This window comes from Litoreibacter ponti, assembly GCF_003054285.1.
In the GTDB taxonomy this organism is placed as follows: domain Bacteria; phylum Pseudomonadota; class Alphaproteobacteria; order Rhodobacterales; family Rhodobacteraceae; genus Litoreibacter; species Litoreibacter ponti.
In genome coordinates this window covers 359,503-384,858 of sequence record NZ_QBKS01000002.1, presented here as the reverse complement: position 1 = coordinate 384,858, position 25,356 = coordinate 359,503, and the positions used below count along the sequence as shown (strand labels likewise).

The window sequence follows — 25,356 nt, the reverse complement described above, 5'->3', positions numbered from 1 at the left end:
CTTTCGAAATGCGTGCGTGTAACGAAAGAAGGGAGATCGAAATAAAAATGACTACTAATTAATAATGATTAGGAGCCTAGATTAAGCGCGACTGAAAGCAAATCACAGTGAAAAAGTGTCGCTCTGCTGATGCCATTTCGAGGCACTGAAAAATAAAGGCTTTCCGTTAATGAAATGGTAACTCTTTGTTAACCTTTGGACGTCAGGTTGCGCTGGGGTAAGCGAGCTGAAAGCAGTCCATTTGTTCTGCGAACGGTGTCCCCTGCAATGATGAGGGAGCTATGACCGCCTTAACACTGGAAGACAGCACAGATTCCGACCGTTTCGTGATCAACCTGACCCGCAGCGGTGGTGGCGAAATCTTGGTTAACTCTATCGAGATCGCCAATGGCGAAATGCGCAACAGATACTCGTTTCGCGCGGACCGCGACGTGTTCAGCGTGTTGCAGCGCGATGTGGCGCAACACATCCTCGAAGCCATCGCAAAACTGCGCACAGGCGAGCGGATTCTATCGCTGCCGGACTTCTTGTATTCGATCCCGGGCCTCGTGCTGTCGGGCATGCGCATCCTGTCGAGCCCGTTCGAGGGCGGGGGCGACTCCATCATGGTGCGCTTCAAATACTACGTCGGCGCGATCAAGGAAATATTCCAGTTCGAACCATCGATGGCCGTGGCCAGCCACACGGTGCGCGAACGGATCGCGGTGGATGTGCTGCATGACATCGTCTCGCCCTTGTTTGACATCCTGTCGCTGTCGCAATCCAATTCGCGCGGGCTGTTGACCGACCATGCCCAAGCCGTCGGACGCCGGTTGGACCGGCTGGATGTTCAGATGGAAGAGCTGAAGTTCTATTCTGGGCTGCTGCAGCGTTATGTGGCCGGATGCCAGCAGGACGCGCTTGAAGGGCGGCTGGACGCCGAACGCAAGCCCGCGCCGCCTCAGCTTGACACCCAGCAGGGCAACGAGCAGGCGAGCGAGCCGTCCAATGGTGCGCGGAAGAATGGCCATGGCGCCAATGAGCATATGAACTAGGCCCTAAACCCGCCCGCTTGCCAGCAGGATCTGTTTCCAGATCGCCGTCTCGTCGATCAGCGTGAATTCGCGACGCAGCCCGCGCGGCCCGAACTCGGCGTGGGTGATCCCCATCACGTGCAGCTCCGCCCCGGTTGGCGTACCGAAACGCCCCCATCCATCATGCGGGCCGGTCAGTGACCAGCGCACCGCCGCGCGCGCGCCGAGCATGCCGTCGTCGCTGCCCATCTGGTGGTGGACCTCGAACCGGGCGGAGGGCAGGGCGGCCCGCAGTCCCAGCCAGAACCGATCCGCGGCGTCGGTCCCGTGGGCATGCTCATGGCGCGGGTAGTGCAGCGCGCACGCGCGGTCATAACTGCACGGAATAACAGAAAAATCTGCATCCATGATGCCGCGCAGGATCGACGCCAGCTCGTCCGCCGTCGCGCTCTTGTTGCCACGACCGGTGTATGGCCCGGGCAGGTCACGGGCGGGAGTATAGGGCTTCACACAGGCCTCGGGCCCGCCCTCGCGCGCGATCAGATCGCGGGTCCACGCCTCCAGATCGCCGCCCATTTGCAACACGATGGCGGCCTGATCCCGCACAAGCCATTCGTCCTGCACGGCATCCTCGGCGCAGTAGCAATCCGCGAGGATACGGTAGTGCAGGCGCCGACGTGTCGGCGCGCCGTAGACGCCCGGATGGCTATGGGTCGCGGTGCAAATCAGCCTGTGGGAGGACAAAAAGCCGGGCAGAGGCTTGGCCGCGCACCAGATGACATCCTCGCCATAAAGCTGCCGGTCGGGAAATTCGGCCAGCGTCGCCATGGTGGCCGCGATGATGCCGCGGTTGCCCTTGACCACGGAGGCGGGTGACCGGACGACCAGATCCTCGCCGTAGTAGCGCGTTAGCGAGCCGATTTCGCGGTCTTCCCAGATCGCCTTGGTGATGCCCAGAATGTAGTGTTCCGGATCGCGCCATTTGGGATCGAAACCGTCCATCATTGCCCCGTAAACGGATCATTGGGGTAGCTGACCCCGGCAAGATAGAGCCCGCCCGGCGGGCACACCGGCCCGCACGCCGCGCGGTCACGTGCGTCGAGCGCATCCTTCATCTGCTCCGGTGGCCAGGCCCCCGCGCCGACACGCTCCAGCGAGCCCACGAAGCTGCGCACCTGGTTGTGCAGAAAGCTGCGCGCGCGGAACGTGAAGCGGTACTCCGTGCCATAGGGCACCGCGCGCTCGTCGATCTCCAGCGCATCGAGCGTTTTGACCGGCGATTTCGCCTGACACATGGTCGAGCGGAAGGTGGTGAAGTCGTGCTGGCCGATGAGATAGGTCGCAGCACTTTGCATCGCATCGAGGTTGAGCGGATGGTTGATCTGCCAGACCAGACCCTTCTCGTGGGTCGCAGGTGCCCTGCGGTGCAGCAGCCGAAACAGGTAGCGCCGCTCGGTGGCGTCGAACCGCGCGTGCCAATCGTCGGCCACGGGCGCGGTCTCCAGCACGGCGACGGGATGCGGCTTGAGGTGGTAATTCAGCGCCTCGCTCAACCTGAACGTGTCCCAGTCTCGCGCAAGATCCGCATGGGCCACCTGAGCCAGCCCGTGCACGCCGGTATCCGTGCGCCCGGCGGCGGCGATGGTCTCAAAGTCCGGCTGCAGCTTGCGCAAGGCGTCCTCAACGGCACCTTGAACCGTGGGCAGGTTGTCCTGACGCTGCCAGCCTTTGAAGGGCTGGCCGTTATACTCGATCTTGAAGGCGTAGCGCGGCATCCTTTGCAGGTATCGCGGAGGCGCGCGGTTGCCAAGGCCCTACACATGCGGCGACCCCGCCCCTATGTTGGCTGGAACGGCGCGAGGGGCGGATTTGATACTATACGACATCGTGGATGGCATCGGGCGCTCGGTCGAGGGGGCCACGCAATCTGTCACCGGCATTTTCGAGCCGACGATCCGTCTGGGCGTCACCGGACTGAGCCGCGCGGGCAAGACGGTGTTCATCACTTCTCTGGTCGCCAACCTGATGGACCGTGCGCGGATGGGGCAGCTGAAGGCGGCCTCGACCGGGGCGATCCAGACGGCCTATCTGCATCCGCAGCCGGACGACACGATCGCGCGGTTCGACTTCGAAAGCCACCTGGCCGACCTCACCGGAGCCGAACCCAAATGGCCTCATTCCACCCGCACGATCTCGGAGCTGCGCTTGTCCCTGCGGGTTCAGCCCTCCGGATTGGTGGGGATGGTTTCGGGGCCGAAAACGGTGCATCTCGATATCGTCGACTACCCGGGCGAATGGCTGCTGGACCTCGGTTTGATGGACAAAAGCTACGCCGAATGGTCGGCGGAGACGCTGGCGCGCGCGCAAGCGCGACAAGCGGGGGCCGCGTATCTTGCGGCCTTGGGCGTGGTGGACCCTTCTGCGAAGCTGGATGAGCCAACCGCGCAGCGACTGGCCGCCGATTTCACGGCCTATCTGCACGCCATCCGCGCGGAAGGTTTTTCGGATTGCACGCCGGGGCGGTTCCTGTTGCCCGGCGAGTTGGATGGCTCGCCTGTCCTGACTTTCGCGCCGTTACCACAGGTCGAGCGCCCGTCGCGCGGATCGCTGTGGCGGGAGTTCGAGCGGCGCTACGAGGCCTACAAATCCAAGGTGGTCAAACCGTTTTTTCGCGATCATTTCTCGCGCATCGACCGCCAGATCGTGTTGGTCGACGCGCTGGGCGCGATCCATGCCGGGCCACAGGCGGTGGATGATTTGCGGCAATCCATGGTGGACATCCTGGGTGCTTTTCGCCCCGGACCGAATGCGTGGCTGAGCCAGATTCTGTTCGGTAAGCGGGTCGAGAAAATTCTGTTTGCCGCCACCAAGGCCGACCATCTGCACCATTCGCAACATGCCCGACTGACCGCGATCATGGAGGCGCTGCTACGCGATGCAAAGGACCGGGCGGAGTTCGCGGGTGCTGCGACCGGGGCCATGTCCATCGCCGCTGTCCGCGCCACGGTGGAGGATCACCTGCAAGGGCTCGACGTCGTGCGCGGCGCGCGGCTCAGCGACGGCAAGCAGGCCGCGCTCTATCCCGGGGAGCTGCCGTCGGACCCGTCCAAGATCATCGGCGCGGCGCGGGACGCGGCCGAAAAATGGCTCGATGCCGAGTATTCGGTGATGAATTTCGCGCCCGCCAAACTCGACCTCGCCCCGGGCGAGGGGCCGCCGCATATCCGTCTTGACCGCGCGGCGGAATTTCTGATCGGAGATCGCCTGAGATGAGCAAACGCCCCGTCGTCATCGAGTTGGACGCTCCGCCGGAACAGACCCCCGCGACCGCTCCGCCGCTGCCCGAAGAGCGCCCGCAGGGGCGCGCCATGCAATCCGTCGCGGCCGTGGTGACGCGCAAGCCCTCGCGGCTGGCCCGTTTTTTCTGGTCGTCGCTGCTGGCACTTGTCGGGTTCGTGACCAGTGTGGCGGCATGGGACTTTGTGACCGGGCTGATCGAGCGCAGCCCGATCCTTGGTACGATCGCTGTTTGCTTGACCGGCCTGTTTGTCTTTGCGCTGCTGCTTGTGGCGGGCAAGGAGTGGCTCGCCCTTGGACGGCTCAAGAAGATCGACGGGCTGCGGGCGGAGGCCGAAGCGGCGCTTGCGGGGCAAGACCTGAAGGCCGCGCGCGCGGTGCGCGCCCGCATGATGACGCTTTACGCCAACCGTCCCGAACTTGAAGCCGGTCGCGCGGCGCTTTTGGCGCGCGAGGGCGACAGCTTTGATGCGGACGCGGTTTTTGCCGCGGCGGAGGCGCATTTGCTGATCCCGCTCGACGCGCAAGCCATGCGGGAGGTCGAGGCGGCTGCGCGCCAGGTGGCAACCGTCACAGCGATCGTGCCGCTGGCCTTGGCCGATCTGATCGCGGCGCTGACGGCTAACCTGCGCATGATCCGGCGGGTCGCGGAAATCTATGGTGGCCGCTCCGGCACTCTGGGCAGTTGGCGGCTGACCCGCGCGGTGCTGACGCATCTGGTGGCGACGGGCGCGGTGGCCGTAGGCGACGATCTTGTGGGCTCGATTGCGGGCGGTGGGATTTTGTCGCGGGTGTCCCGCAGATTTGGTGAGGGCATCATCAACGGGGCGCTCACCGCGCGCGTGGGCGTCGCGGCAATGGATGTGTGCCGCCCTCTGCCCTATGTCTCGACAGATCGTCCCTCGGTGACGGGGATGGTGCGCCGCGCCATGACCGGGCTGTTCCCGGGCCAGAAGGAGTAGACCACATGGAAAGACTTGCCCCCGACCTCAGCCAGATGGTGCGCACGCCGCTCCATGACAGTCACGTCACGGCCCTGCGCCGGGCCGGGTCGGAGCGCCGCTACGGCGCGGGCGAGATCGTGATGGATGTGGGCGAGCCGATGGACCGGTTCATTTACCTCGTCGATGGCGAAATAGAGCTGATGGACCCCTATACCCGCGAACGCAAAGGCAAGTTTTCGCTCGGGCCCACGCAATTTGTGGGCGAAATCGCCTTTTTGTCGGGTGGCGTGTCGTCGCTGCCAATGCGGGCGGCGCAGGACAGCCTGTGTATCGAGGTCGAGCGCGAGACGATGCTGCGGCTGATGTCGGAAATCCCGGAGATGAGCGATATCATCATCACTGTCTTTGCCGCGCGTCGCAGGCGTCAGGTGGAGGACAGCGACACCTCGCTGAAGCTGATTGGCGCCGATGTGGACCGCAATATCCGGAAGATCGTGGATTTCGCCGCGCGCAACAAAATTCCCTACCAGACCCATGACCTTGGCACGCCGGAAGCCAAGGCCGAGGCGGAGGCGTGCTCGGTCGATCTTGCCCGCCCTTTGGTGGTCTTTGGCGCGAACCGGGTGATTGAGGAGCCGACGCCCGCAAAGCTGGCCGAGATGCTGGGGCTTGGCATTCAGGTGGACCATGACGAGGTGGTCGATGTGCTGATCGTGGGCGGCGGCCCCGCGGGCGTTGCGGCAGCGGTCTATGCGGGCGCAGAAGGTCTGTCGGCACTGGTGGTCGAGGATGTGGCCGTCGGCGGGCAGGCGGGCACCTCGTCGCGAATCGAGAACTACATGGGCTTTCCCACGGGAATTTCAGGGGCGGACTTGGTCTGGCGCGGCGAGGTGCAGGCGATGAAATTCGGCACGCGCTTCGCGATGCCGTGCCGGGTGACCGGGCTGGAGCGCAAGGAGGACGGTTTGTTCTGCGCGACGCTCGACAATGGCGTCGAGGTCTGCGCACGTGCCGTGGTGGTCGCGACTGGCGTGCAGTACCGCCGCCTGCCGCTGGACCGGCTTGAAGAGCTGGAAGGCGCGGGCATCTACTATGCCGCGACCGAGCTGGAGGCACGCTATTGCCGCGACACAGAGGTCGTGATCGTCGGCGGCGGCAATTCCGCCGGGCAGGCGGCGATGCATCTGTGCCGCACGGCCAAACATGTGCATTTGCTCGTGCGCGGGCCGTCCCTGGCCGCATCGATGTCGGATTATCTGCTCAGCCGGCTCGAGGCCGATCCGTCGATCACCATCCACTACCATACGCAGCTGAAAGAGCTGCGCGGGGAGGAGGCGTTGGAGCAGGTGGTGATCCGCGACGGTGCCTCCGGCATGGATTGGGAGCTGAACGCCAAGGCGGTGTTCGTCATGGTTGGTGCTGCGCCCAATACAGAGTGGCTGTCCGGCCTCGTCGATCTTGATGACAAGGGCTTCGTGTGCACCGGCGAGCCCATCGGCGCGCCATCGGCCTATGAGACCTCGACGCCGGGTATTTTCGCAGTGGGCGATGTCCGCGCCGCGTCGGTCAAGCGGGTGGCGTCGGCGGTGGGCGAAGGCTCGGTCGTGATCTCCAAAGTGTGGGAACACGTGAACGGTTGAGAGTGCGGAATTTCCGTATTTTTGGAACAAAGAAAGGGGGCGATGTGGGCCTAGTCTCGCGGCGTCAGGGACGCCATGGGCGGGATCATGTCGCCGCGCACGAGGCGGGTCAGGACGCGGGAGGCGGGCCAGGTCTGGCTGACTGGAAAGAGGATGCGGTCGCGCAGGATCGGAAGCCAGCGGCTGTCGGATTGGTATTGCGGCGTGAACGCCCAAGACATCGCCTGATAGATGCGCACATGCCAGCGGCGGGCTGAGGCGTAGGCGGGCAATGCCTCGTCCAAGGGGTGTTGTGCGACGGCGCGGGCCAAGGCGGACGCGTCCAGCAGGGCCATATTGGCCCCTTGGCCCAGCTGTGGGCTGGCCTTGTGTGCGGCGTCGCCGATGATTGCAAGGCCGTCGTCGAAGGGTTTGCGCAGCGTGCCATGGGCGTAGCGGGCCATGGTCATTTGGTCGTGATCCGTGATGCCTTCGAGAAAGGGCGCGACCTCGGGCCAAAGGGTGATGGCCTCGGTTTTCCAGACCTCGAGTGGTTGCGCGCGCCACGCAGTGTGGCTGTCGCGCGGGAGCGACCAGAAGACCGCGGCCTGCGGGTCTGGTTGACCCGGCAATTGACCGATGGGCAGCACCCCGATCATCCGGTCCGCGCGCCGGTAGCTTTGGCGCAGCTCATCGATCGGCAGGGTCGTCCCCTGGGGCCACGGCACAGTGCCCCAGATCGCGCCATATGGCAGGGGCGTGGCCGTGATGGGCGAGAGCGGCGATGACGCGCCCGCCGCGTCGATGATCAGGTCGAACGGACCGTCGCGCGTGCCGTTGGCGAAGGCCAGGTGCTGTCCCTGCCGCCCGGTGATCTCATGCGAGTGCGCGAGCGTCACGCCCGCGGCGTGTGCGGCGTCGAGAATAGCGTCGAACAGCGTCGCGCGGTGAATGGCCAGGCCGCGATTCGGCCCGTCCGGGTCGTGATCGTAGAGCACGTCGAGGACCGAGCGGCCACCTTCGATCTCGTGGCCGTACATGCGGCGGATGAAGTTGCCTCGGGCGGCAGCGGCGTCAAAGGCACCGATCTCCGACAGCACCTGTTGCCCCACGGGCTGGATCACGAGGCCGGAGCCTACCGGCCGGGGTGCCGCGAACCGGTCGAATACGGTGACCTTGTGCCCCTGGGCGGCCAGCAGCGCACCGGCGGTCAGGCCGCCGATCCCGGCGCCCGCGATTGCGATGTCGTATCTCATGGCTCAACTCTTCGCCCGGTCGTCCGACACGGACCATGCGGTATTTCGCCCGCCCCCCACTGGACGTTTGCGCGCGGGCGGGGCTATAAGCACGCCATGATGATGCTGAGCCTCATTCACCGAATTATATCCCCGGCGCTCTGAGACAGATGAGACGCCGGGCCAAGGTGCATGACGTTGCTCGCACCGCCCTCTCCCTATTCGTGAAATTCGCTGACAAAGGACGCCAGATATGTGCGCCGACACGACCGAGACCGTATCCTACAAGGACACGCTGAACCTTCCCCGAACCGACTTCCCGATGCGCGCGGGCCTGCCAAAGCGCGAGCCCGGCTGGCTGGAGCGCTGGGCGCGGATCGGGGTCTACCAGAAGCTGCGCGAGAAGGCCCGCGCTGAGACGCGCGAGCCCTTCACCCTGCATGACGGCCCGCCCTATGCCAACGGGCATCTGCATATCGGCCACGCGCTGAACAAGACGATCAAGGACATGATCGTGCGCTCGCACCAGATGATGGGCTTTGATGCGCGCTACATTCCGGGCTGGGACTGCCACGGGCTGCCCATTGAGTGGAAGATCGAGGAGAAATACCGCCAGAAAGGCCGCGACAAGGACGCGGTCGATATTGTCGAGTTCCGTCAGGAATGCCGCGAGTTTGCTGCCGGATGGGTCGATATCCAGCGCGAAGAGTTCAAGCGCCTTGGCGTCACCGGCAACTGGGAGAACCCCTATCTGACGATGGACTTCCACGCCGAGCGTGTCATCGCCGAGGAGTTCCAGAAATTCCTGATGACCGGCACGCTCTACCAAGGCTCCAAACCGGTGATGTGGTCGCCGGTGGAGAAGACCGCATTGGCCGAGGCCGAGGTCGAGTATCACGACCATGTCTCGCACACGATCTGGGTGAAGTTCCCCATCGTGGCGGTCAACGGCTCGGAAGAGCTAGTGCGCGAGCTGACCGGCGGCGACGCGTCGAAATCCGGCGCTGTTGCGCAGGAGCTTGGCTCCGATTTCGCCAATACCAATGTTGTGATCTGGACAACGACGCCGTGGACCATCCCCCAGAACCGGGCGGTGTGTTACGGGCCGAAGATCGGCTACGGGCTGTACCGGGTGACCGAAGCGGCCCAAGACAACTGGGCCAAGACCGGCGAGAAATACCTGATGGCCGACGCGTTGGCCGAAAGCATCTTCGCGCAGGCCCGGGTCGAGGCCTATGAGCGCGTGCGCGACGTCACGCCCCTGATGCTGGACGCGCTGACCATGAAGCACCCGCTGCGCGGCGTGCCGGGGGGCGAGGGCGAGTGGGATTACGACGTGCCGATGTTGCCGGGCGATCACGTGACCGATGACGCGGGCACGGGCTTTGTGCACACCGCACCGTCCCATGGTGATGACGACTACCAGATCGGCGTGAAGTTTGATCTGCCGATGACGTATAATGTGCTGGAGGATGGCTCTTACCGCGCCGACCTGCCGCTGTTTGGCGGCAAGCGCATCCTCAAGCCCAACGGCAAGGAGGGCGATGCCAACAAGGCGGTGATCGACGTGCTGGCATCGGGCAACCTGCTGATGGCGCGTGGCAAGCTGACCCACAGCTACCCACATTCCTGGCGCTCAAAGGCACCGCTGATCTTCCGCAACACGCCGCAGTGGTTCGCGGCCATCGACAAGCCGGTGGGTGACGGCCAAGACATGCACGGCAAGACAATCCGCGAGCGGGCGCTGACCGAGATTGACAACGTGAAATGGACGCCGCAATCGGGGCGCAACCGCCTGCATTCGATGATGGAGGCGCGGCCCGACTGGGTTCTGTCCCGCCAGCGCGCCTGGGGCGTGCCGCTGACATGTTTCACCAAGAACGGCACCCGTCCCGATGATGCCGAGTTCCTGCTGCGCAACGAAGAGGTGAACGCCCGCATTCTGGAGGCGTTTGAGGCGGAAGGCGCGGATGCCTGGTACAAGGACGGTGCGAAAGAGCGGTTCCTGAGTGGCATCGTGAATTCCGACGACTACACCCAAGTGATGGATATTTTGGACGTGTGGTTCGACTCCGGCTCGACCCATGCGTTCACATTGCGCGACCGCGAGGACGGCACCGAGGACGGCATCGCCGACGTTTATATGGAAGGCACCGATCAGCACCGCGGGTGGTTCCACTCGTCCCTGCTGCAATCGGTTGGCACCACGGGTCGCGCGCCGTATCGGCAGGTGGTCACCCACGGCTTCACGCTGGATGAGAAGGGCATGAAGATGTCCAAATCGGTGGGCAACACCATCGTTCCGGAAGAGGTGATCAAGCAATACGGCGCCGATATCCTGCGCCTTTGGGTGGCGCAGACGGACTTTACCGTCGATCAGCGGATCGGGCCGGAAATCCTTAAGGGCGTCGCCGACAGCTACCGCCGCTTGCGCAACACGATGCGCTTTATGCTGGGCTCTTTGGCGGATTTCTCGGACGCAGATCGCACCGATCCGGCGGACATGCCAGAGCTGGAGCGCTGGGTGCTGCACCGTCTGTCCGAGCTCGACGAGGTGGTCCGCGACGGCTATGCGAAGTTCGACTTCCAGGGCGTGTTCCAGGCGATCTTCACCTTTGCGACGCTGGACCTGTCGGCCTTCTATTTCGACATCCGCAAGGACGCTTTGTATTGCGACGGCGATACGGCGCGGCGACGGGCGGCGCGCACGGTGCTCGACATTCTGTTCCACCGGCTGACGACGTGGCTGGCACCGATCCTGGTGTTCACCTGCGAGGAGATCTGGCTGGAGCGCTACCCGGGCGATGACAGCTCGGTCCATCTGGTCGACATCCCCGAGACGCCTGCCGATTGGCGCGATGCTGCTCTGGCCGAGAAATGGTCCACCGTGCGCCGCGTGCGCCGGGTTGTCACCGGCGCGTTGGAAGTCGAGCGCACCAACAAGGTCATCGGCTCCTCGCTGGAGGCCGCGCCAACGGTCTTTGTCGGGGCGGACGTGGCCGAGGTGCTGGGCACCGTCAGTTTCGACGACATGTGCATCACCTCCGATATCGCGGTCTCGACCGAAGATGCGCCTGCGGGTGCGTTCACCATCGAGGATGTCGAAGGCATCGCCGTGAGCTTTGCCAAGGCGGACGGTGAGAAATGCCAGCGCTGCTGGAAGATCCTGCCCGATGTCGGTACCCATGCGCACCCCGGCGTCTGTGGACGCTGCGATGATGCCCTCGGATGAGGACATAGAAAACGCGATCCGGGACCTCGCCCACCGGCGGGGTCTCGGCAAGACATTTTGCCCGTCGGAGGTGGCCCGCGCGGTGGCGTCCGACTGGCGCCCCGTGATGGACGACGTGCGCCGGATAGCGTCAGGGATGGACGGGATCGCGGCCACCCAAAAAGGCGAAACGGTTGATCCGGTGACCGCCAAGGGCCCGATCCGGCTGGGTCTTTTATGAGACGCGCGTCCCTCGCGTCACCTGTTGGCCCGCTGACACTTACAGAGGAAGACGGAGCGATCGCATCGCTTGATTGGGATGCGTCCGGAGGTGAGCCTGAGAGCGATCTTCTGCGCGGCGCGGTTGCCCAGATGCAGGACTATTTCGCGGGCAAGCGTTTAGAATTCGACTTGCCATTGCGCCCGCGCGGCTCTGCGTTTCAACAGGATTTCTACCAAGCCCTGCGCGCCATTCCCTACGGGGAGACGCGCACCTATGGCGAACTTGCCGGCGAGCTTGGTGTCTCCGCGCAGGCCATCGGGCAAGCCTGCGGCGCAAACCCGATTGCAATCTTGATCCCGTGCCACCGCGTTCTCGCCGCCAGCGGGCTTGGCGGATTTTCGGGCCGGGGCGGGGTCGAAGCGAAGGTGGCGCTTTTGAAACTGGAGGGGGCGGCAGGTCTGCTGCTTTAGCCGTCCCGCCCGTACAGAACCTGTTGCGCAATCCCGGCGAACAGCAAGTAGATCGAGCTTAGAACCAGACCCCAATGCGCCCAGCTTTGCGGATCGAAATTGACCCAAGCGGCCCATCCCGCAAAGAAGGTCCATGCCAGCGCGGTCGGCAGTGTGACCATCCGCCACCGCTCCGTGCGCACGGGATGGACGAATTTCAGCGGAAAGAACATGGCGACGGCCAATGCCGTGATAAGCACAAGGATGATCCAGAAGTTCGGCTCCAACGCGAAGACCACGATCGCTACCATGTTCCAGCAACCGGGGAAGCCGGAGAAGGAATTATCCTTTGTTTTCATCCGCGTATCCGCGAAATAGAGCGCGGAGGTGAAGGTGATCACGATGATGACAAACCACCCGGTCCATCCTTCGAAGAGGCCGGATTTGAACAGCGCGAAGGCCGGGATGAAGACGTAAGTCAGGTAGTCGATGATCAGGTCGAGCAGCACGCCGTCGAATTGCGGCGCGTATTCCTTGACATGGTACTTTCGCGCGAGCGGGCCATCGATCCCGTCCACGCCAAAGGCGACCACAAGCCATAAGAACATCAGTGCCCATTTGCCATCAATCGCAGCCAGCATCGCAAGCATTGCGAAAACGGCCCCGGTGGCGGTGAGCAAATGGACGGAGAGGGCCTTGAACTGCGGTGTCATGAATCCGTCATGGCCCAAATGTTTTTCGGATGCAAAGAGAAATGGTTCCGCGCCAAAGCGGCGTCCTTGGGATCACCTTGGCTCGCCGCAACGGCCGCGCAAACCCACACCTGCGCGAAAAACAATCGCGCGGCATTTCGCGTTGAGCGTGTTCAATGGGTCTAATGGGCGGCGTGCTGATGCGACCCGCGTGCCAAATGCAGTCCATTCTCGACGATCTGGGCGAGCTCTGGCGTGTCGGTTGCCAGCTTCTCTTTCCAGTCAGGACGAGTGCCGCGCGCCCAGGGCATGGTGACCTTGGTCGTGGCGCTTTCTTCGAGAACCCATGTCATCCAGCGGCTGTTCTTGCCCATATTCCTGCTCCGTTCTGCTTAACTGGGGCGCCGCTACTTTACTGCTGCCTTCCGGCCCCGTTTGGTGAATTCGTGTCCCGCTTTGGGACAGGGTTAATCCACCACGCCATTGGGGCGTCAGAATGGCTTTGAGAGATTTTCTTCAGATTTCTCTGAAGGCGATTGTGGCGCAGCACCACGCAGACCGACAGCAGCGTGAAAGCCAACAATTCCAGCGCGTATGTATGCAAAATGTCCATACCACGAGTCGTAGAGCAAAAGATTTAAGGCGGGATTAAGGCGCGTCACCGCCCCGTTATCGTCACGATTTGCGAAACAATAAGCGAGGTTACAGCCGAATTGTTGCGATCAAGCGCCCGTAGTCGGCCTCTTTTTCGTGGACACTACGGCGATAGGAGTAGAACCGGTCGGGTTCGGAATAGGTACAGTGTCGCGTCCACTCGGCCTCGATCCCTGCTTCGCGCAACCGGTGCAGACCGTAGCCCGGAAGGTCGAATTGCACGCGGTCGCCCGCGCCGTCAGCAAAGAAGCGCGCGCTGTCCGGGTCCTCGTCAAGAAATCGCTCCATGTAATCCGGTCCGACCTCGTAGGCGCGTTGCGAGATGCAGGGGCCGATCACTGCCCGGATGCGGTCGCGCGCGGCGCCAAGGCCGATCATCGCATTGACCGTGTTCTCGAGCACGCCGCCAAGCGCGCCGCCCCAGCCTGCATGGGCCGCCCCGATCACGCCCGCATCCGCATCCGCGAAAAGCACCGGCTGGCAATCAGCCGTCAGGATGCCAAGGGCTACGCCCGGCGTCGCGGTGACCAGACCGTCCGCTTTCGGCTTTTCCGACAACGGGCGGTCGACCACCACCACATCGGCGGAGTGGCATTGATGCACGGACACCAGGTGAGTGTCGGGGACCTCCATCGCCTCTGCGACCCGGGCGCGGTTGGTCATCACCGCCTCGCGCTGGTCGGACGATCCTGCGCCGCAGTTCAGCCCCTTGAAGATCCCCGAGGACGCCCCCCCACGGCGTGTAAAGAAGCCATGCCGCAAAGGGGCAAGGCTATCATGGGTCAGGATCTCCAGCGTCATGTCGGGCTCGCGGGGTCAAAGCCAGGCGGCAAGGGCGCGCCGGGCGGGGTAAAGGCGATCGCTTTGAACAGCGTCCCCATTTCCGCCGGGTGCGTCAAGCGGCGATGGGCCGCGATATGGTTTTCGAGCGCTGCGCCGGTCAGGTTTCGCGCGAGCGCCTGCGCGCGCGCCGTGATGCCAAGCCGCTCCAGCAGCACACCTTGAGGGGTCAGGCCCGAGTGCTGCAGGTCGGGCAATGTCAGTGCTTCGAACTCGACGTGGGCGGTCAGGTCGGCTTCACCCGGCTCTGCGAGCGGGTCTACCTTTTGGTGTCCCTTGACGGCTTGAAACGTGTCGCCTGTCACCCGCCAATCGCCGTAGTCGATCACGATCAGGGCACCATTGCGGCCAATGCGCGGCGCAAGCGCCTCCATCACGGCCGCCGCTGTGGGGCAATGCGCCACCATATCTCCGGGCGCGGTATCCTCCAGCCGGTGGGCTAGGGCGTCCACCGCAGCGGGAGGGGTCAGACCGAAGATCAGCGCCTCGTCCTTGCGCCCGATGCGGCGCTCGCACCAGCCATCATCGGCGCGCAGGAACTGGCGCACGGGCAGCGCGTCAAAAAACTCGTTGGCCAGAATAAGCGCGGGGCCGTCCGGCAAGGCATCAGCGCTTTCGACCCACGAGACATCCGCGCCATTAAGCGTCTCGCGTTGCACGGCGCGTAGATGAGCGCTGGCTTCCACCAGAACGACGCGGCGCGGAAAGCCCGGCACACCCGCCGTCGCCCGCAGGACATCACGCATGAGCGTGCCGCGGCCCGGGCCAAGCTCCGCCAGGTAGCAATCGGGTCGGCCCTGATCCATCCACGCCTGCGCAAGGCACAGCCCCAAGAGCTCGCCGAACATCTGGCTGACCTCCGGTGCGGTGATGAAGTCACCCGAGCTGCCGAACGGGTCGCGGGTCGCGTAATAGCCATGCCCGGGCGACAGCAGGCAAAGGTTCATGTAGTCGGCCACGCTGATCGGGCCGTCGAGCTCGATCTGGCGCAGGATCTGCGTGCGCAGGCTCATGTCTTGATGCGGGCGCGCCAGATCATCCAGAGCCCCAAGAGGATCATCGGCGTCGACAGGATCTGCCCCATGGTCAACCCGTAGCCGGAGACCTCGAAGGCGAGGCCCAGCAGGTTGTCGTCGGAGACAAACTGCGCATCGGGCTGGCGGAAGAATTCGACAAAGAACCGCGCCGCCCCGTAGCCGATCAGGAACACGCCGATCATCGCGCCGGGGCGCATCAGCCAACCGCGCCGATAGGCGAGCCAAAGCATGACACCGCCAAGCACCAGGCCCTCGAGCCCCGCCTCGTAAAGCTGCGAGGGGTGGCGGGTGCAGATGCCCTCGACGCCCGGGCAATCCTGCGCGGCGCTGCCCGGAAAGGCGAAGGCCCAAGGCACGTCCGTGGGGCGGCCCCAAAGCTCTGCATTGATGAAGTTGGCAACCCGGCCCAAGAATAGCCCGGGCGGTGCGGAGATCGCGACCGCGTCGCCCACCCGCAGCATCGGCAGCGCGTGGCGGCGGCAGTAGATCATCGCGGCGATGACCACGCCAAGAAAGCCGCCATGGAAGGACATACCGCCCTCCCAGACCTTCAGGATATCGGTAGGGTTCGCGAGGTAATACTCGGGCTGGTAGAACAGCACGAAGCCCAGACGCCCGCCAAAGACCACGCCGATGATGATCCAGGTCAGTAGATCCTCCGGCTGGTCAGGCTTCATCGGCGCGCCATAGGTCCCCCACAGCGCAGGGCGCTTCATCAGCCCCACAACGATCCGCCACGCGATCACCAGCCCCGCGATATAGGCCAGCGCGTACCAGCGAAGGGCGAAGGTGAACGTGCCGATCTCGATGCTGAAGATCTCGGGCGAGACGTCGGGAAAGGGCAGGGCTGCGATCATGTTGGCGTGGTGCGACGCCGCGCTCGCGATGTCAACCTTGCGCAGCGTGGCGGAGCGACCCATATATATGGCAACACGAAGGAGTGATCCCATGCAGACCCGCAACAAGTTTTTCGACGACATGTCGCAGCTCGCCACCAACGCGATGGGCGTGGCACAGGGCGCCAAGACCGAGGCCGAGAACGCCATGAAGGGCATGCTCGATCGCTGGCTCGCGGACCGCGATTTCGTGACCCGCGACGAGTTCGAGGCCGTCCGCCTGATGGCCCAGAAGGCGCGTGAAGAGAACGAGGCGCTGAAATCCCGGCTCGACGCGCTGGAGCGCAAGAAGAAGTCCTGACCGATGCGCGCGCCGACCCTGAGGGTGGCGCGTCCCACCGAAAATATCGCGAATTTGCTGCCGTTTTACCGGGACGGCCTCGGCCTGTCGGTGTTGTACGAATTCCGCGACCATGACGGATTTGACGGTGTCATGCTGGGCAATCCCGGCGCGCCCTATCACTTCGAGTTCACACGGGCCGCGGAGCACCGGGTCGGGCGCGCGCCCAGTCAAGACAATCTGTTGGTGTTCTACCTGCCGGAGCGTCCCGTCTGGCAGGCTCAGGTCGACCAAATGCGGTCTGCGGGCTTTGCGCCTGTGGCTTCCCTCAACCCCTACTGGGACAGGGACGGCCTGACCTTCGAGGACCCGGATGGTTACCGCATCGTATTCCAAAACGCCGCGTGGGGCTAAGCTGCTGGTCGGAATCGGCGCATTGTCTTCAGGGCCGTGTCGTCTCGACAGGAACTGAAAGCACGATTGGCTTCGCGCCTACCTATCGGCTATGCGGAGAACGTATTTTTGTCTCGGCCTTCGCAGACCTGATAGAAGAGTCCGAGACTCTTTGGGATTGATAACGGCGAACAGAACCAATTGACCGAACGAAAATTCAATCTCGTACTCTCGATGGCAGCGTGCTTTGTCGCAGTAGAAACTGGCGCGTTGGTTGTTTGTCAGGGGATCATGCTTCTCGACAGTGGCCTATCTTCGATTTTGGAGGGGTTTGCTATTTGGGTGGTCGCGCAACCGATCATCCTGCTCGTCGCTTTGTTCGCAATGCCGGCTGGCGCGCTGCTGCGCATGGTTTTGGGGCTGGCATTCGAGCGTCCGCGGGCCGTCGCGCTGATATCCGGGGCTTTTATTGGTCTTTGCGGCTCTGTGTTTGTTTTATTCTCAACCGAAGACGGATGGTCTGCTTGGCTGCAAGTCATATCCGTCGGATTGCTTGCGGGGATCTTCGGTGGATGGACATGGTGGCGGATCGAGAAACCGTTCCTTGATCGCTAGAAGCCGCCCAACACGTCCTAGGTTTTTATCCAAGCTGCCGTTTGCGACTCTGCGGCGAAGGGCAGATCAGAGATGGGAAATCTAAGAGCACACTCAATCTCTTCCTTTCGCGCACAATGGCCTAAAAGATCAGGAACAGGACGAGCATCAGGACGACGTAGGTCAGGCAAAGTGCGGTCATGAACAGGGGGCGAGCCATGTAGGTCAGACGGCCGTAGCGGCCCACGACGTCCTCGACCTCGTCGCGGCTCAGGCCGTACCGCATCGAGCGCAAGGTCAGGGCGGAGGCCTCGCGCGCCAGCTCGCCGGTGCCCCGGTGCCACAGCAGCACCGCCATCACATCCGAGGCCAGCGAGAGCGGCCACGCCACCACCGACACCACGGCGCGAACCCAGCGGCCGAGCTTTTTGAGGGGCATTCGGGTGCCGCGCTGCACGAGCCCCGCATACTCGAACCCCCATTCGCTGAAGGCGCGCTCGACGACGCCGAAGAGCAGATAGAAGACGAAGGCCGCCTGCCAGCTTGCAGAGACCGCGCGCGGGACCAGCGCAAAGAGCGCAGATTGGGCCGTCAGGTAGCCGTCGATGACCATGCGTGGAAGACCCGTCAGCGACAGCCCGAAGCCCGTCACCAATAGCGCGGTGAGGGCGATAAGCGACAGGAGCCAGCAGAAGAATTTCACGAGCGCCATCTGGGTCACCAGATCTTGGTGTAGAGCGAGACGATCTCCTCGGCGCTTGGCACGCGGGGATTGTTTTGCGGGGAGCCAGAGGCCAACGCCTGCTCGGCCATCAGCGGCAGCGTGTCGAAATACGCGGTCTCTTCAAGCCCCTGCGCCGAAGGGCTGGGCACTTTGAGATCGTCGTTCAGCCGCCGCAGACCCTCCACCAGCTTGGCGCAGGCGGTGGCGTCGCTGTCGGTGTCGCCTGCCATCTCCATCACGCGGGCGCAGGTCGCGTATCGAGCCTGTGCGTGATCGACCGAGAAGGCGGTAACCTCTGGCAGCAGCATCGCGTTGGACAGTCCGTGGGCCACGTGGAAATGAGCGCCGATGGGGCGGCTCATGCCATGGACCAGCGCGACGGAAGCGTTGGAAAACGCCATCCCCGCCTGGCTTGCGGCTAGCATCAGGGCCTCGCGCGCCTCGGCATGGTCCGGCTCGGCGCAGGCGTGTCGTACATGGCGCGCAATCAGCGGCATGGCGGAGAGCGCGAAGGTGTCGGTATAGGCGAAGGCCTTCTTCGACACATAGGCCTCGATCGCGTGGGTCAGGCTGTCTACCGCCGTATCCGCCGTGATACGCGCGGGCTTTGTCACGGTGAATTCCCAGTCGATCAGTGCTGCGGTGGCGACGCAGGCGAGGCCGGACAGGTTGTATTTCTCCACCCGCTTGGTGTCGGTAATTACGCACCAGCGGGTCAGCTCTGACCCGGTGCCGCCCGTTGTCGGGATCGCAATGACAGGCGGGCCGCAACGGTCGATCTGTGTGGGCGCCTTGTAGTCGCGCACATGGCCCGGATTGACCGACATGAAGGATACCGCCTTGGCCGCATCCAGCGCCGAGCCGCCGCCGAGGCCAATCACGCAGTCGAAATCTTCCGCCCTCAAGGCCTGCAACCCTGCATCGAGGCAGGTGTCCGTCGGATCCTCCACCACGCCATCGAAGATCGAATAGCGCATTCCCGCAGCGTCAAGCGTGTCCGTCACCCGGGCCACGTGGCCTAGCCCGACCAGGGTCTTGTCTGTCACGATCAACGGGTGGGACAGCCCCAATTGGCCTAAAACATCGGCAGTTTCCGCCGCCACTCCGCCACCGATCCGGATGATCCGGGGCGATTGCACCCGTCCTATGGTCATGCTGGCCTCCCCGCTTGCAAACCCTTCGGGCCACACCATACTGTCTGCCAGTCAATGACAACAGGGAACCTGACCGATGTTGAAATACGCTGCCCTCACCCTTGCCGCCTTCACCGCCACTGCCGCGCTTGCGGACGGGCATCTGCCCGATTTGGAGGGGCGCGAGGTGGTGTTTGTGACCGAAAACGCCTACCCGCCGCTGCAATTCATCGAGCCCGGGACCGGCAATCCCATCGGCTGGGAATACGACGCGGTGGCCGAGATCGCGGAGCGGATCAACATCACCGTCGTATACGAGAACACCAGCTGGGACGCGATGATCCCCGCCGTCTCTGAGGCGCAGTATGATGTCGGCATGACCGGCATCACCATCCGCGAGGACCGCAAGGAGAAGGTCGATTTCTCCGATAAATACATGACCAGCCAGATGCTGATGATGGTGCGCGGAGACGAGGCGCGCTTCAGCGATGCGGCGAGCTTTGCGGCGGACGATGGGCTGCTGATGGCCGCCCAACCCGGCACCACGCCCTTCTATGTCGGCGTCTATGATGTGCTTGACGGCAACGAAGAAAACCCGCGCATTGTCAAGTTCGAGACCTTCGGGGCAGGCGTTCAGGCCCTGCGCACGGGCGACGTTGATCTGGTTCTGACCGACAGCACCGCGGGCGAGGGCTATGTGCGTGCGTCCGACGGGGCGCTGAAGATCGTGGGCGAGCCGCTCGGGACCGAGGATTTCGGCTTCATCTTCCCCAAAGGCTCCGATCTGGTCGCGCCGATCAACGCCGCCATCGCCGCGATGGAGGCGGACGGCACGCTTGAGGCGCTCAACAAGAAGTGGTTCCTCGACTACAAGCTCGGCGGCTAATCCTTGCTGGGCCCCGCCCGCGACGAGAGCGGCGATTTCCCCTACTGGCTGGTGCTTTTGGGGGGCGTCGTGCTGTGGCTCGGCTACCAAGTGGTGGCCGACGATCTGTATTCGCAGGTCCTCGGCACCCTGTCCAAAGGCATCCAGATCACCGTCATCGTGACGCTGGTGGGCTTCGCGCTTGCCGCCTCGCTGGGGCTAATCCTCGCGCTGATGTCGCTGTCGCGCAGCCTGATCGCGCGGCAGATTGCCCGGCTATATATTGAGGTCATTCGCGGCATCCCGATCATCGTGCTGCTGCTCTACACGGCCTTCGTGGTGGCCCCCGGCCTGATCGCTGGGATCAACTGGGCGCTGGAGCCGTTTGGCGCGGACCCTTGGCGAACCCGCGACTTTCCGCTGCTCTGGCGGGCGACGCTGGCGCTGGCGATTGGCTATTCCGCCTTCATCGCAGAGGTCTTTCGCGCCGGTCTGCAATCGGTCGACCCCGGCCAGCTTGAGGCCGCGCAGACGCTGGGCCTGAGCCGCTGGCAGCGCTTCCGTTATGTGGTCTTTCCACAAGCGATCCGCACGATACTGCCGCCCTTGGGCAATGACTTTGTGGCGATGGTGAAAGACAGCTCGCTCGTCTCGGTGCTGGGTGTGGGCGACATTACCCAGCTGGGCAAGGTCACTGCGGCAGGCAACTTCCGTTACTTCGAGACCTACAACGTGGTGGCGCTGATCTACCTGACCCTGACGGTCACGCTATCGCTCGCCTTGCGCCGATTTGAGCGCCGGATGCGCGAGAGCTGATTGCATCCCGGGCGCGGGGCCTTACCTTGAGTGACAAAGGAGACCCCAATGACTAACCCGCTACTCGCCGACTGGGACACGCCCTTCGGACTGCCCCCTTTCGCTGAAATCTCTGACGATGATTTTGCCCCCGGCCTGGACGAGGCTTTGGCCACGGCGCGGGCGGAACTTGATGCAATCATCGACAACCCGGATGCGCCGAGCTTCGCCAACACGATTGATGCGCTGGAACTGATGGGCGAGGGGCTGCACAAGGTGCTGTCGCCTTTCTACACGCTGGCGGGCGTCGACAGTAATCCCAAGCGCGAGGAGTTGCAGCGGGACTTCTCCCCCAAGCTCGCCGCCTGGGGGTCCGAGGTGTCGATGAACCCCAAGCTTTTTGCCCGGGTCGAGGCGCTCTATCAGGATCGCGAAAATCTCGAGCTGAGCGACGAGCAGATGCGCGTGCTGGAACTGACCCGCCGCGGGCTTGTCCGCGCGGGCGGGCAGCTGGAAGGGTTTGCCTTTGACCGGCTGAAACAGGTCAAGGAACGGCTCGCGGTGCTTGGCACGCGGTTCACCCAAAACCTGCTGGCCGATGAGCGGGGCTGGTATATGGAGCTGGACGCGGACGAGCTGGAAGGTCTGCCCGACTTCGTCATCGCCACTGCTAAATCCGCGGCCGAGGAAAAGGGCATCGACGGCCATGTCGTGACGCTGTCGCGCTCGCTGATTGTGCCGTTCCTGCAATTCTGCCCCCGCCGCGACCTGCGCGAGCGCGCCTACGAGGCATGGACCGCGCGCGGCGCCAATGGCGGCGAGACCGACAATCGCGATATCGCGGCGGAAATTTTGGCCCTGCGCGAGGAACGCGCGAACCTTCTGGGCTATGACGATTTCGCTTCCTACAAGCTCGAGACCGAGATGGCGAAGACGCCTGACGCGGTGCGCGATCTTTTGATTCAGGTGTGGGAACCCGCCAAGGCGCAGGCCGATCTTGATGCGCAAAGCCTCGCCGCGATGATGCACAATGACGGCGTCAACGACGCGCTGGAGCCTTGGGATTGGCGCTATTATTCCGAGAAACGGCGTGCGGCGGAACATGATCTGGATGAGGCGGAACTGAAGCCATATCTGCAGCTCGATCGCATGATCGAGGCCGCGTTTGACTGCTCCACGCGCCTGTTCGACCTGCAGTTCAAACCGCTCGACGTGCCGCTGCACCATCCCGATGCCCGCGCATGGGAGGTCACACGCGACGGCCAGCACATCGCTGTCTTCATCGGGGACTATTTCGCGCGGGGCGGCAAGCGCTCCGGTGCGTGGTGTTCGGCCCTCCGGTCCCAGCAAAAGCTGCGCGGCGACATCCGGCCCCATGTAATCAACGTGTGCAACTTCGCCAAACCGCCCGCGGGCAAACCCGCGCTGCTCAGCTACGACGACGCGCGCACGCTGTTTCACGAGTTCGGCCACGCTCTGCACCAGATGCTGTCCGACGTGACCTACGAGTCGATTTCCGGCACCTCCGTGGCGCGGGACTTCGTAGAGTTGCCGAGCCAGCTTTACGAGCATTGGCTTGAAGTGCCCGAGGTGCTGTCCAAATACGCGACCCACGCGGAGACGGGCGAACCGATGCCGCAGGACATGCTGCAACGCATGCTCGATGCGGGCACTTACGATCAAGGCTTTGCGACAGTGGAATACGTGGCCTCCGCCATGGTCGATCTGGAATTCCACACCGGCGAGGCGCCGGAAGACCCGATGGCGCGGCAGGCGGAGGTGTTGGAAGAGATGGGCATGCCGCCCGCCATCCGCATGCGCCACGCGACGCCGCATTTCGCCCATGTCTTCGCGGGCGACGGCTATTCGGCGGCCTATTACAGCTACATGTGGTCAGAGGTGATGGACGCCGACGCCTTCGCCGCGTTCGAGGAAGCGGGCGGCGCGTTCGACGACGCTACCGCGAAGAAGCTCGAGGATCATATCCTGTCCGTGGGCGGGTTGCGTGAAGCGGACGTGCTCTACACCGAGTTCCGCGGCCGCCTGCCGGGGGTCGAGGCGCTGCTGAAGGGGCGCGGTCTGGACAAGGTCGCGTGAGGCTGACCGAAGCGCAGTCGGGCGCGCTGATCGAGATCGTCCGCGAGGTTGCCGCGCGGGAGATCAAACCGCTGTTTCGCAATCTCGATGCAGGCGCGATCGACAGCAAATCCGCGCCTGACGATCTGGTCACCGTCGCAGATCGTGCGGCAGAGCTGGCGATCACCGCCGCTGTGCGTGAGCTGTTGCCCGAGGCCGCGGTCGTTGGCGAAGAGGCGGTCTCTGCCGACAAATCCGTGCTCGACCGGGTTGGACACGGACAAGTCGTGGTCATCGACCCGATCGATGGCACGTGGAATTACGCCCATGGCAACGCGACCTACGGCGTGATACTTTCGGTGATCGAGGAGGGCGAGACGGTCTTCGGCCTGCTCTATGATCCGAGCTACGACGATTGGATCGCCGCGCGGAAGGGTCATGGCGCGTGGTTTGGTTCGGGCGCGACCACGCGGCAGCTGCATTTGCCACAAACGCCTGAAATCCCTGACACCTTTGGCTTCGTGGGGATGTATCTGTTCTCGAAATCCCAGCAGGCTCAGATCGCGGCACAGTTGCCAGCCTTCCGCCGGACCCAGACCCTGCGCTGTTCGTGCCACGAATACCGCCTTCTTGCCACGGGCGCGGCCCAGTTCGGGCTGAACGGGATGCTAAACGTATGGGATCACGCGGCGGGCGTGCTGATCTACCAAGAGCTGGGCGGAGTCGCGCGCTTGCTGGACGGGCGAGACTATGACCCGGTCATGAGAGAGGGGCGATTGATGCTTGCCGTGTCCGAGCCGCTTTGGGACGCCTTGCAGGAGCGGTTCGCCTTCCTAGTGGATTAGCGCGTCGCGCTCGGCCTCCAGCCACCGCCGCAAGGGCGGCTCGGTGCAGAGCGAGATCGCCTTGGCGTAGGCCTCCGGCGCATCCGGGTGGTCAAGCTGGCGCAGGATGTGAGCGCGGGTGGCCCAATAGGGCTGGAACCGCGCGATACACTCAGGCGCGATGAGATCGAGCAAGGCGAGCCCCTGATCGGCCCCTGCATCCTCTGCCACCACCGCCGCGCGCGCGACCTCTGCGCCAAGGCTCGGCGCGACATGCAGCAACCCCGCGTAAAGCTGTGACAGCGCCCGCCAATCCGTTCGCCCCGTCTGGGCGCGCGCGGCATGGACCGCCTGGATCGAAGCCTCCAGCTGGAACCGCCCCGGCTGCCCCAATCTGGACGCGCGGGTCAGCACATGCGCCGCATGGGTGATCATGTCATGGTCCCAGAGGTCCGTATCCTGAGCGTGGAGGGGCACCAGCATCCCGCCCGCCAAGCGCGCTTCATGGCGCGCGGCGAGAAAGGCGATGAGCGCCGCGAGGCCGAGTGCCTCGGGCTCGTCGGGGCAGAGCTGGGCGGTCAGGTCTGACAAAAACAGCGCCTCGCGCGTCAAATCACCCGCGCTGTCCGGGACCATCCAGTCGATGGCGTATGCGCCGTAGACCGCTTCCAACACCGCGCCGAGGCGCGCGGGCAGGGCGTCCGCCTCGGGCAGCTCGAACGCGATGCCGGCCTGTTTGATCTTCGTCTTCGCGCGCACCAGCCGTTGCGACAGGGTGGACGGGCGCAGCTGAAACGCGCGCGCCATCCGCTCTGACGTCACGCCCAGCACCGTTTGCAGCATCATCGCCGTGTGCACACCCCGATCAAGCGCGGGGTGGGCGCACACGAACATCAGCCGCAGGCGGTCATCGGGGATCGGGTGAGGGGTCTCGGTCTGCATCTCTGGCACCTCGTCGAGCGGATCATGGCGCGCGTCGCGCCGCCAGCTATCCGTCGCCGCATGGCGAGCGGTGGTGATCAACCACGCTTCGGGTCGGTCCGGGACACCGTCGCGCGGCCAGCTTGCAAGCGCCTTGGCAAAAGCGGTCGCAAGCGCGTCCTCCGCGCGGGCGATGTCGCGATCGCGGGCGGCGAGGATGGCCACCAGCTTGCCATAGGAGGCGCGGGCGATCTGTTCCGCCCGCGCCGCCGCGTCGCTCATTCAGCCACCCATGGCGGAGGGTCGAACCTCCACCTTGCCGGTACGCGCGGCGGGGCATTTCTCGGCCCAGGCGAGGGCTGCATCCAGATCAGGCACCTCGACGGTGAAGAAGCCACCCAGCGTCTCCTTAGTCTCGGCAAAGGGGCCGTCCTGGATCACCGTCTCGCCGGTTTTGCGGCTTACGGTCGTGGCCGATTGCGCGGGCTGTAGCCAGTCGGTGTCGATGAAGACGCCCGCCTCTTGTAGCGCGCCGATATAGGCGCCGTAGACTTCTTTTTCGGCGGCCCAGTCCTCTTCGGTCATGTGCGCGAGATCGGCAGGATCGGTGTAAAGCAGGAATGTATAGCGCATGTGTGTCT

At 64.0% G+C, this 25,356-nt stretch carries 26 protein-coding genes; 14 read left to right on the top strand and 12 right to left on the bottom strand.

What is annotated here, in order from left to right:
* Window positions 1–281: 281 nt before the first annotated feature.
* Window positions 282–1,034 (top strand): hypothetical protein, encoded by a 753-nt coding sequence (locus C8N43_RS15765; protein ID WP_107846715.1) that lies wholly within the window; start codon window positions 282–284, stop codon window positions 1,032–1,034.
* Between the two features lie 3 nt (window positions 1,035–1,037).
* On the opposite strand, the gene C8N43_RS15760 is transcribed toward C8N43_RS15765, so the two are convergent.
* Together C8N43_RS15760 and truA are read right to left on the bottom strand one after the other, a co-directional pair.
* Window positions 1,038–2,015: a nuclear transport factor 2 family protein gene (locus C8N43_RS15760; protein WP_107846714.1), complete on the bottom strand. Its 978-nt coding sequence runs from the start codon at window positions 2,013–2,015 to the stop codon at window positions 1,038–1,040.
* Entirely contained in the window at window positions 2,015–2,788 is a 774-nt protein-coding gene (truA, locus tag C8N43_RS15755) for a tRNA pseudouridine(38-40) synthase TruA (RefSeq protein ID WP_107846713.1), read from the bottom strand. Before truA ends, C8N43_RS15760 begins: the two co-directional genes overlap by 1 nt.
* A 94-nt stretch (window positions 2,789–2,882) precedes the next feature.
* Here truA and C8N43_RS15750 point away from each other — a divergent pair, with 94 nt between their 5' ends.
* Genes C8N43_RS15750 through C8N43_RS15740 form a run of 3 tightly spaced genes read left to right on the top strand, consistent with a single transcriptional unit; the run spans window position 2,883 to window position 6,894 of the window.
* A complete protein-coding gene (locus C8N43_RS15750; protein ID WP_170114429.1) occupies window positions 2,883–4,286 on the top strand; it encodes a YcjX family GTP-binding protein in 1,404 nt (467 codons plus the stop codon).
* Window positions 4,283–5,272 carry a YcjF family protein gene (locus C8N43_RS15745; RefSeq protein WP_107846711.1) on the top strand — a complete coding sequence of 330 codons (990 nt, stop codon included), beginning with the start codon at window positions 4,283–4,285 and terminating at the stop codon, window positions 5,270–5,272. The genes C8N43_RS15750 and C8N43_RS15745 overlap by 4 nt, the downstream gene beginning before the upstream one ends.
* 5 nt (window positions 5,273–5,277) lie before the next feature.
* Window positions 5,278–6,894 carry an FAD-dependent oxidoreductase gene (locus C8N43_RS15740; RefSeq protein ID WP_107846710.1) on the top strand — a complete coding sequence of 539 codons (1,617 nt, stop codon included), beginning with the start codon at window positions 5,278–5,280 and terminating at the stop codon, window positions 6,892–6,894.
* A gap of 50 nt (window positions 6,895–6,944) precedes the next feature.
* On the opposite strand, the gene C8N43_RS15735 is transcribed toward C8N43_RS15740, so the two are convergent.
* Window positions 6,945–8,129: an FAD-dependent oxidoreductase gene (locus C8N43_RS15735; protein ID WP_107846709.1), complete on the bottom strand. Its 1,185-nt coding sequence runs from the start codon at window positions 8,127–8,129 to the stop codon at window positions 6,945–6,947.
* Between the two features lie 232 nt (window positions 8,130–8,361).
* On the opposite strand from C8N43_RS15735, the gene ileS reads away from it, so the two are divergent.
* From ileS to C8N43_RS15720, 3 genes are read left to right on the top strand one after another with little or no spacing between them, the layout of a single operon-like run.
* On the top strand, window positions 8,362–11,340 hold the full coding sequence (ileS, locus tag C8N43_RS15730; protein ID WP_107846708.1) for an isoleucine--tRNA ligase: 2,979 nt from the start codon (window positions 8,362–8,364) through the stop codon (window positions 11,338–11,340).
* Entirely contained in the window at window positions 11,324–11,560 is a 237-nt protein-coding gene (locus C8N43_RS15725; protein WP_107847293.1) for a DUF3253 domain-containing protein, read from the top strand. Before ileS ends, C8N43_RS15725 begins: the two co-directional genes overlap by 17 nt.
* Window positions 11,557–12,012, top strand: coding sequence for a methylated-DNA--[protein]-cysteine S-methyltransferase (locus tag C8N43_RS15720; protein ID WP_107846707.1), 456 nt, complete (start codon window positions 11,557–11,559; stop codon window positions 12,010–12,012). The genes C8N43_RS15725 and C8N43_RS15720 overlap by 4 nt, the downstream gene beginning before the upstream one ends.
* On the opposite strand, the gene C8N43_RS15715 is transcribed toward C8N43_RS15720, so the two are convergent.
* The 5 genes from C8N43_RS15715 to lgt form a co-directional block, all read right to left on the bottom strand.
* A complete protein-coding gene (locus C8N43_RS15715; RefSeq protein ID WP_107846706.1) occupies window positions 12,009–12,704 on the bottom strand; it encodes a CDP-alcohol phosphatidyltransferase family protein in 696 nt (231 codons plus the stop codon). The two genes, C8N43_RS15720 and C8N43_RS15715, sit on opposite strands and share 4 nt — an antisense overlap.
* A gap of 161 nt (window positions 12,705–12,865) precedes the next feature.
* Entirely contained in the window at window positions 12,866–13,057 is a 192-nt protein-coding gene (locus tag C8N43_RS15710; protein ID WP_107846705.1) for a hypothetical protein, read from the bottom strand.
* 328 nt (window positions 13,058–13,385) lie between these two features.
* Window positions 13,386–14,138 carry a peptidoglycan editing factor PgeF gene (gene pgeF / locus C8N43_RS15705; RefSeq protein ID WP_107846704.1) on the bottom strand — a complete coding sequence of 251 codons (753 nt, stop codon included), beginning with the start codon at window positions 14,136–14,138 and terminating at the stop codon, window positions 13,386–13,388.
* On the bottom strand, window positions 14,135–15,190 hold the full coding sequence (locus C8N43_RS15700; protein WP_107846703.1) for a class I SAM-dependent methyltransferase: 1,056 nt from the start codon (window positions 15,188–15,190) through the stop codon (window positions 14,135–14,137). The genes pgeF and C8N43_RS15700 overlap by 4 nt, the downstream gene beginning before the upstream one ends.
* Complete coding sequence (gene lgt / locus C8N43_RS15695; protein ID WP_107847291.1) at window positions 15,187–16,071, bottom strand: prolipoprotein diacylglyceryl transferase; 885 nt, start codon at window positions 16,069–16,071, stop codon at window positions 15,187–15,189. The genes C8N43_RS15700 and lgt overlap by 4 nt, the downstream gene beginning before the upstream one ends.
* Before the next feature lie 91 nt (window positions 16,072–16,162).
* On the opposite strand from lgt, the gene C8N43_RS15690 reads away from it, so the two are divergent.
* From C8N43_RS15690 to C8N43_RS15680, 3 genes are all read left to right on the top strand, one after another.
* A complete protein-coding gene (locus tag C8N43_RS15690; protein WP_107846702.1) occupies window positions 16,163–16,411 on the top strand; it encodes an accessory factor UbiK family protein in 249 nt (82 codons plus the stop codon).
* Between the two features lie 3 nt (window positions 16,412–16,414).
* Complete coding sequence (locus C8N43_RS15685) at window positions 16,415–16,804, top strand: VOC family protein (RefSeq protein WP_107846701.1); 390 nt, start codon at window positions 16,415–16,417, stop codon at window positions 16,802–16,804.
* A gap of 180 nt (window positions 16,805–16,984) precedes the next feature.
* A complete protein-coding gene (locus tag C8N43_RS15680) occupies window positions 16,985–17,398 on the top strand; it encodes a hypothetical protein (RefSeq protein WP_146174237.1) in 414 nt (137 codons plus the stop codon).
* Window positions 17,399–17,519: 121 nt separating this feature from the next.
* Here the strand turns inward: C8N43_RS15680 and C8N43_RS15675 are convergent, their stop codons facing one another.
* Window positions 17,520–18,089 (bottom strand): hypothetical protein, encoded by a 570-nt coding sequence (locus C8N43_RS15675; protein WP_146174236.1) that lies wholly within the window; start codon window positions 18,087–18,089, stop codon window positions 17,520–17,522.
* A 5-nt stretch (window positions 18,090–18,094) separates the two neighbouring features.
* Entirely contained in the window at window positions 18,095–19,255 is a 1,161-nt protein-coding gene (locus tag C8N43_RS15670; protein ID WP_107847289.1) for an iron-containing alcohol dehydrogenase, read from the bottom strand.
* A 76-nt stretch (window positions 19,256–19,331) separates the two neighbouring features.
* Here C8N43_RS15670 and C8N43_RS15665 point away from each other — a divergent pair, with 76 nt between their 5' ends.
* The 4 genes from C8N43_RS15665 to C8N43_RS15650 are packed head-to-tail and all read left to right on the top strand — an operon-like array spanning window position 19,332 to window position 23,815.
* Entirely contained in the window at window positions 19,332–20,120 is a 789-nt protein-coding gene (locus C8N43_RS15665; RefSeq protein ID WP_107846698.1) for a transporter substrate-binding domain-containing protein, read from the top strand.
* Between the two features lie 6 nt (window positions 20,121–20,126).
* Window positions 20,127–20,915: an amino acid ABC transporter permease gene (locus C8N43_RS15660; RefSeq protein WP_107847288.1), complete on the top strand. Its 789-nt coding sequence runs from the start codon at window positions 20,127–20,129 to the stop codon at window positions 20,913–20,915.
* A gap of 48 nt (window positions 20,916–20,963) precedes the next feature.
* Entirely contained in the window at window positions 20,964–22,991 is a 2,028-nt protein-coding gene (locus C8N43_RS15655; RefSeq protein WP_107846697.1) for a M3 family metallopeptidase, read from the top strand.
* Complete coding sequence (locus C8N43_RS15650; protein WP_107846696.1) at window positions 22,988–23,815, top strand: inositol monophosphatase family protein; 828 nt, start codon at window positions 22,988–22,990, stop codon at window positions 23,813–23,815. The genes C8N43_RS15655 and C8N43_RS15650 overlap by 4 nt, the downstream gene beginning before the upstream one ends.
* Here the strand turns inward: C8N43_RS15650 and C8N43_RS15645 are convergent.
* Both C8N43_RS15645 and C8N43_RS15640 read right to left on the bottom strand, forming a co-directional pair.
* The gene (locus tag C8N43_RS15645) at window positions 23,804–24,997 is read right to left on the bottom strand and encodes an RNA polymerase sigma factor (protein ID WP_107846695.1); all 1,194 of its coding nucleotides are present in this window, start codon (window positions 24,995–24,997) and stop codon (window positions 23,804–23,806) included. The genes C8N43_RS15650 and C8N43_RS15645 overlap by 12 nt on opposite strands.
* Window positions 24,998–25,348: a YciI family protein gene (locus C8N43_RS15640; RefSeq protein ID WP_107846694.1), complete on the bottom strand. Its 351-nt coding sequence runs from the start codon at window positions 25,346–25,348 to the stop codon at window positions 24,998–25,000. It lies immediately after the preceding gene.
* Window positions 25,349–25,356: the final 8 nt, after the last annotated feature.

Coding starts and splice junctions, on each gene's coding strand:
- C8N43_RS15765 (WP_107846715.1), top strand. CDS start 282: ATGACCGCCTTAACACTGGAAGACAGCACAGATTCCGACCGTTTCGTG.
- C8N43_RS15760 (WP_107846714.1), bottom strand. CDS start 2,015: ATGGACGGTTTCGATCCCAAATGGCGCGATCCGGAACACTACATTCTG.
- truA (WP_107846713.1), bottom strand. CDS start 2,788: ATGCCGCGCTACGCCTTCAAGATCGAGTATAACGGCCAGCCCTTCAAA.
- C8N43_RS15745 (WP_107846711.1), top strand. CDS start 4,283: ATGAGCAAACGCCCCGTCGTCATCGAGTTGGACGCTCCGCCGGAACAG.
- C8N43_RS15740 (WP_107846710.1), top strand. CDS start 5,278: ATGGAAAGACTTGCCCCCGACCTCAGCCAGATGGTGCGCACGCCGCTC.
- C8N43_RS15735 (WP_107846709.1), bottom strand. CDS start 8,129: ATGAGATACGACATCGCAATCGCGGGCGCCGGGATCGGCGGCCTGACC.
- ileS (WP_107846708.1), top strand. CDS start 8,362: ATGTGCGCCGACACGACCGAGACCGTATCCTACAAGGACACGCTGAAC.
- C8N43_RS15725 (WP_107847293.1), top strand. CDS start 11,324: ATGATGCCCTCGGATGAGGACATAGAAAACGCGATCCGGGACCTCGCC.
- C8N43_RS15720 (WP_107846707.1), top strand. CDS start 11,557: ATGAGACGCGCGTCCCTCGCGTCACCTGTTGGCCCGCTGACACTTACA.
- C8N43_RS15715 (WP_107846706.1), bottom strand. CDS start 12,704: ATGACACCGCAGTTCAAGGCCCTCTCCGTCCATTTGCTCACCGCCACC.
- C8N43_RS15710 (WP_107846705.1), bottom strand. CDS start 13,057: ATGGGCAAGAACAGCCGCTGGATGACATGGGTTCTCGAAGAAAGCGCC.
- pgeF (WP_107846704.1), bottom strand. CDS start 14,138: ATGACGCTGGAGATCCTGACCCATGATAGCCTTGCCCCTTTGCGGCAT.
- C8N43_RS15700 (WP_107846703.1), bottom strand. CDS start 15,190: ATGAGCCTGCGCACGCAGATCCTGCGCCAGATCGAGCTCGACGGCCCG.
- lgt (WP_107847291.1), bottom strand. CDS start 16,071: ATGATCGCAGCCCTGCCCTTTCCCGACGTCTCGCCCGAGATCTTCAGC.
- C8N43_RS15690 (WP_107846702.1), top strand. CDS start 16,163: ATGCAGACCCGCAACAAGTTTTTCGACGACATGTCGCAGCTCGCCACC.
- C8N43_RS15685 (WP_107846701.1), top strand. CDS start 16,415: ATGCGCGCGCCGACCCTGAGGGTGGCGCGTCCCACCGAAAATATCGCG.
- C8N43_RS15675 (WP_146174236.1), bottom strand. CDS start 18,089: ATGGCGCTCGTGAAATTCTTCTGCTGGCTCCTGTCGCTTATCGCCCTC.
- C8N43_RS15670 (WP_107847289.1), bottom strand. CDS start 19,255: ATGACCATAGGACGGGTGCAATCGCCCCGGATCATCCGGATCGGTGGC.
- C8N43_RS15665 (WP_107846698.1), top strand. CDS start 19,332: ATGTTGAAATACGCTGCCCTCACCCTTGCCGCCTTCACCGCCACTGCC.
- C8N43_RS15655 (WP_107846697.1), top strand. CDS start 20,964: ATGACTAACCCGCTACTCGCCGACTGGGACACGCCCTTCGGACTGCCC.
- C8N43_RS15645 (WP_107846695.1), bottom strand. CDS start 24,997: ATGAGCGACGCGGCGGCGCGGGCGGAACAGATCGCCCGCGCCTCCTAT.
- C8N43_RS15640 (WP_107846694.1), bottom strand. CDS start 25,348: ATGCGCTATACATTCCTGCTTTACACCGATCCTGCCGATCTCGCGCAC.